The organism is Thermodesulfatator autotrophicus (assembly GCF_001642325.1).
Classification (GTDB): domain Bacteria; phylum Desulfobacterota; class Thermodesulfobacteria; order Thermodesulfobacteriales; family Thermodesulfatatoraceae; genus Thermodesulfatator; species Thermodesulfatator autotrophicus.
Genome location: NZ_LSFI01000090.1, coordinates 1 through 5,709, shown reverse-complemented (window position 1 = coordinate 5,709; position 5,709 = coordinate 1). Strand labels below are relative to the sequence as shown.

The following is a 5,709-nucleotide window of genomic DNA, read 5'->3' as shown; positions in this document are numbered from 1 at the left end:
GGACACAATTACTGAAATACTACCTTTTTCTGGACCAGGAGCTGCCAACCTCTAAATAAATTTTTGCCTGTCCCCCGCTCGCCAAATCAAATAAAAAATGCTAAGTTAGCGAGCTATGGAAATAGTAAAACCGTATCTTAAAAAAGGTCTACAACCCAAGTTTAATGACCCCATAGAGTTTTTACAGGAACAGGCCACTTCATTAGGTATCTCAAAAGATCCTCAAAAACTAAGGGAAAATGAAAATTTGTTATCTTTAGCCAGCCTGGTACTTGAGGTGCGCCTTGATAGTGAAAGCCCTTTTTATAAATTTTTGGAGCAGCAGCCCTGCCGCGTAAATATAGATAAGCTAGAAAAAAAACATTATCTCCTTTCAGGAACAATTAAAGACTTAAGGCTCCTTTATCAAGAGCTTAAAGAACAAAAAGTAGCCAAAGCCTTACTTATTTTTCTTTGTAATTATTTCCCTTGGCTTTTTGAAGATTTGTGGCCTAAAAGAGGTTTAGTCCAGCCCTTAGGGATAGAATTTGGCCTTTTTACAAAAAAAGATTTTGAAAACCTTGATATAGCTATAAAACTGAGACATGCGTATTTCCTATCCGTTTTTCAAATAGGCTTTGCTGACCTTCCTTATTTTTATGAGCTAGATATTAAACCCATAATCTTAGAAAAGATGACAGAAATTTATGTCCTGGACAGAGAAGAGCCAACAGTTAAAGCTCTCAGTGAAAAATTGTTTAATCTTTTACGGGAATTCCCCGAAGAAGTTTCCTCCCATTTCTATCCCGTTTCTTACGGGGTGAAGGGTTTTCTTTATCAACCCCTTATTCAATACATGGCCTTTCTGACCCGCTTTTTAGCAGAGGAGAATCATCCTTTAAAAGACGCATCTCTTGAGCTTTTAGCTGAACTCAAAGAAATTTATCCTGAACCTTTTGGACTTATACCTGTATAGGAGGTTTTTATGGGGCTTACGGTAGCTGAAAAACTTATTGAAACTCACTTGGTTTCTGGGGCTTTAAAAAAAGGAGAACCTATCGCTATAAAAATAGACCAGACTTTGACTCAGGATGCTACCGGTACTATGGCCTACCTTGAATTTGAGGCCATAGGTATTCCGCGGGTAAAAACCGAGCTTTCTGTCTCTTATGTAGACCACAACCTTTTACAAACCGATTTTCGTAACGCCGATGACCATCGCTTTTTACAGAGCGTAGCGGCTAAATATGGCCTTTGGTTTTCAAGGCCTGGAAACGGTATCTGCCACCAGGTTCACTTGGAACGTTTTGCCCGTCCTGGAAAGACTTTGCTTGGTTCTGACTCACATACCCCTACGGCCGGTGGTTGTGCCATGCTGGCCATAGGGGCAGGCGGGCTTGATGTAGCCATGGCCATGGCTGGGAAGCCATTTCACCTAATAATGCCCCGTATTATAGGGGTTCATCTTACTGGTAGTCTTCCTCCCTGGGTTTCTGCCAGGGATGTTGCTCTCTGGATGCTTCGCAAACTTACGGTAAAAGGTGGGCTTGGAAAAATTATAGAATATTTCGGCGAGGGCCTTGCTTCTCTTTCCGTGCCTGACAGGGCTACTATTGCCAACCTTGGTACGGAGATGGGGGCCACCACTTCGGTCTTTCCCTCTGACGAAGTAACCCTGGCCTGGCTTAAGGCCCAGGGGCGTGATGAAGAATGGCAGGAGCTTTTAGCTGACCCTGATGCCCAATATGACGAAATTATTGAACTTGACCTATCTTCTCTTGAACCGCTGGCAGCCTGTCCTTCCTCCCCTGATAATGTAAAACCAGTTGCTGAGCTTGAAGGTTTCCCGGTAGCCCAGGTAATAGTTGGCTCCTGTGCCAATTCTTCTTTGCGGGATTTGCTGGTGGTAGCTAAAGCCTTAAAAGGTAAAAAAGTCCATCCTTCGGTTTCCTTTGAGATTAACCCTGGTTCACTCCAGGTGCTTGAAAACCTTGATGTTTTAGGGGCCTTGCAGGACTTAATTCATGCCGGAGCAAGGATTCATCAAAGCGGCTGTCTCGGTTGCATTGGCATGGGGCAGGCCCCGGCTACAGGTACCATCTCTTTGCGCACCTTTACGCGTAACTTCCCCGGCCGTTCAGGCACTAAAAATGACCAGGTCTATCTGGTAAGTCCAGAAGTAGCAGTGGCCGCGGCTTTAACTGGTGAATTTACAGATCCACGCAAACTTGGGGCCTATCCTGAGATAGAGCTGCCTGAACGTTTTATTATTAATGATGCCCTTCTTCTGCCACCACTTCCTGAAGAACAGGCGGCTAAGGTTGAAATTATAAGAGGGCCCAACATTGTGCCTTTGCCTCAGTTTGAGCCCATGCCAGAAGAGTTGCGCTGCCAGGTGTTATTAAAAGTGGGAGACAATATCACTACTGACCATATTATGCCTGCGGGAGCAAAGATCCTTCCCTTGCGCAGCAATTTGCCGGCTATAAGTGAATACGTATTTTCAAATATTGATCCTGAATTTGCTAAAAAGGCGCTGGCCTTAAAAGAGCAGGGCAAGTGGATTGCGGTAGTTGGCGGGGAAAATTATGGCCAAGGCTCTTCGCGGGAGCACGCTGCCCTTGCTCCGAGATATCTTGGCGTTAGAGCTAAGCTTGCCAAAAGTTTTGCGAGAATTCACAAGGCCAACCTCATAAATTTTGGCATTCTTCCTGTTATTTTTGCGGATCCCAATGATTATGAAAAAATTTCTCAAGGAGATGAGCTAATTTTCAAAAACGTGAGACAGGTGCTTTCTGAAGGAAGAGATAGCCTTGAAATTGAAATAGTTGGTAAGGGAACCATTTACGGAAAAATTGACCTTACCGAAAGAGACAGACAAATAATTTTGGCAGGTTCTTTATTAAATCTGGCTAAAGAAGACTAAATAAATGCGCATTCTAAATAAGCTTATAATTTTATTTTTTGCCCTATTTGGGCTTTTCATTGTGCTGGGAAAGCCCTTTGTATATTACTATACAGATTACCTGTGGTTTCATGATCTGGGTTTTGAACGGGTATTTTTCCTTAAGTTCTGGCTCCAGAGTCTACTTTTTCTAGTAATTGGTGGTTTAACTGGGGTTCTTTTTTATTTAAACGGCTATCTGGTCCATAAAACAGCAGTTAAAACCGGGGCCTTTGCTGATTTTTTTGACCCCAGATTTCGTGTTTGGTTAAGTGAGAAATATCGTTTAGTTTTAAAAATTGTTTCCCTGAGTCTAGCTATTCTCCTGGGCCTTTCAGCGGCACCTTTCTGGGAAGAGGCTATCCTTTTTCTAAAGGCTACTAGTTTTGGTAAAGTTGATCCGCTTTTAGGGCTAGATATCTCTTTTTATGTATTTAAGCTTCCATTCTGGCGCTATCTTGCCAATTTTGCCTTTGTCCTTTGGGTATTATGTGCCAGTACTGGTTTTTTCCTTTTTCTGGCGCTTGGTCATATAAGGTCTTCTTATAGCAGTAAGCTAGTTCTTACCACGCCCTTCAGGCGTTACTTGGCTTTAATGCTTGCCCTTTTCTTTTTGCGACTGGCCTTTGACCTGTGGCTTGATAGAGCCGACCTGCTATTTGATGAAAGGGGAGTTGTTTTCGGGGCAGGTTTTACCGAAGCCAAGGTAGTGCTTCCGGTATTAAATGCCCTGGTGATTGTGTCTTTGGTTTCAGCCGTGTTGGCGGCTATTTTTGTTTTTAAGCCCCGCAAAGAAATTTTGATTGGCTTGGTTCTGGCTTATGCTGGTCTTTATTTTGTAGGGCTTAAGTTTTTACCTGGCATAGTTCACAAGTATGTGGTTCAACCCAATGAGCTTGAGCGAGAGAAGAAATACCTGGCTTATGAAATAAAAGCTACGCGAGAAGCTTTTGGCCTGGATAAAGTAGATGAACAGGAATTTAAATTTGGACCTCCCCTTACCAAAGAAGTTCTTGCCCTCAACCAGGATACTATTAAAAACATAAGACTTTGGGACCATGAGCCCCTTCTTGAAACTTTTAGTCAGATTCAAGAAATTCGTACCTATTATAAATTTGTTTCCGTAGATAATGACCGCTACAGAATCAATAATGAATTACGTCAGGTAATGTTATCAGCACGGGAACTTTCTTATGAAGATTTACCAAGCCGTTCCTGGATTAACGAACATTTAGTTTATACCCACGGTTATGGTTTAACTTTAGGTGTTGTTAATGAAGTGACAGAAGAAGGTTTGCCAAAACTATTGATTAAAGACATTCCTCCAGTTTCTGAGTGTAATTTGCAGGTTAAACAGCCTGCTATTTATTTTGGAGAAATTGCCAATGAATATGTTATCGTGCGTACGAAAGCCAGAGAGTTTGATTACCCTGCAGGAGAAAAAAATGTATATACAACTTATAATGGAACGACTGGGGTAAATATAGGTTCAATTTCTAGAAGGCTTCTATTTGCCATTCGTTTTGGTTCAAGTAAGATTCTGCTTTCTGGCGATATAACTTCAGAAAGTAAAATTCTTTATCATCGTTCAGTTTCTGAACGTGTTCGTAAAGCAGCTCCTTTTATTTTCTTTGATGCCGATCCCTATCTCGTGATCAGTAGTGACGGAAGACTTTTCTGGTTTGTAGATGGATATACGGTTTCCAATCGTTATCCCTATTCTCGTAGAGTCAAAGGCGTGGGTAATTACGTAAGAAATTCGGTCTTAGCGATAGTTGATGCCTATAACGGTAATATTTCTTTTTATTTAAAGGATTCAACTGACCCTATCATACGGACTTATGCCAAGATTTTTCCAGGCATGTTCAAGCCTATTTCGGATTTAAGAGAGGACTTACGTCATCATATAAGGTATCCACACAAGTTATTCATGCTTCAGGCCAAGCTTTTTGGTGCCTACCATATGGAAGACCCTCGAGTTTTCTATAACCAGGAGGACCTCTGGGAGATTCCTAAAAGTCTTCGCGATGAACGCCGTTATATGAAACCTTATTACACCATCATGAAACTTCCTGGGGAAAAGCAGGCTGAATTTATTTTGATGATACCTTTTAACCCGGCTAAAAAGCATAATCTGGCGGCCTGGATGTGTGTACGTTGTGATCCTGACAATTATGGTCAGATGCTGGTCTATCGTTTCCCTAAGCAGAAGTTAGTTTATGGGCCGCAGCAGATTGAGAGCCGTATTAATCAGGATCCTGAGATTTCTCGCCAGCTTTCGCTGTGGGATCAGCGGGGTAGCCGTGTAATTCTTGGAACTCTTCTCATCATTCCCATTGAAGGCAATTTATTGTACGTGCAGCCGTTATATTTGAAGGCAGAATCGGGTCAGATCCCAGAGCTTAAGCGGGTAATAGTGGCCTATGAAAATGAAATCAAAATGGCGCCTACCCTTGAAGGAGCTTTAAACGCCATATTTGGAGAGATTGAAAAGAAGCCTAAAACTTCAGCTCAGATGCAAAAAATTCGCCAGGAAATACTTCCATCTTTAAAACCTATTTTTGATATTTACCTTCAGGCTGAAGAGGCCTTAAAACAGGGTGACCTTGAAAAGTTCGGAAGACTCTGGCGCAAACTGGGAGAGTTATTAAAAAACAAACCTTAATGGAATGACAAAATGTTATTAACATCATAAGCGTCGTTTACAACGAAAACATTAAATAGTCTTAAATTCCCGCTTAACCCCCATGCCCCTAAAGATAGATGTTTCAGACAGCCGCTGGCTA

Annotated in this window: 3 protein-coding genes; all 3 read left to right on the top strand. The window is 42.0% G+C overall.

All coding sequences use genetic code 11. From position 1 onward, the window contains the following. Nucleotides 1–115: 115 nt before the first annotated feature. From TH606_RS10970 to TH606_RS10960, 3 genes are read left to right on the top strand one after another with little or no spacing between them, the layout of a single operon-like run. The gene (locus TH606_RS10970; RefSeq protein WP_068544013.1) at nt 116–955 is read left to right on the top strand and encodes a hypothetical protein; all 840 of its coding nucleotides are present in this window, start codon (nt 116–118) and stop codon (nt 953–955) included. Nucleotides 956–964: 9 nt separating this feature from the next. After that, entirely contained in the window at nt 965–2,905 is a 1,941-nt protein-coding gene (locus tag TH606_RS10965; RefSeq protein ID WP_068544012.1) for an aconitate hydratase, read from the top strand. A 4-nt stretch (nt 2,906–2,909) separates the two neighbouring features. Then, complete coding sequence (locus TH606_RS10960) at nt 2,910–5,588, top strand: UPF0182 family membrane protein (protein WP_068544009.1); 2,679 nt, start codon at nt 2,910–2,912, stop codon at nt 5,586–5,588. The last annotated feature ends 121 nt before the right edge of the window (nt 5,589–5,709 follow it).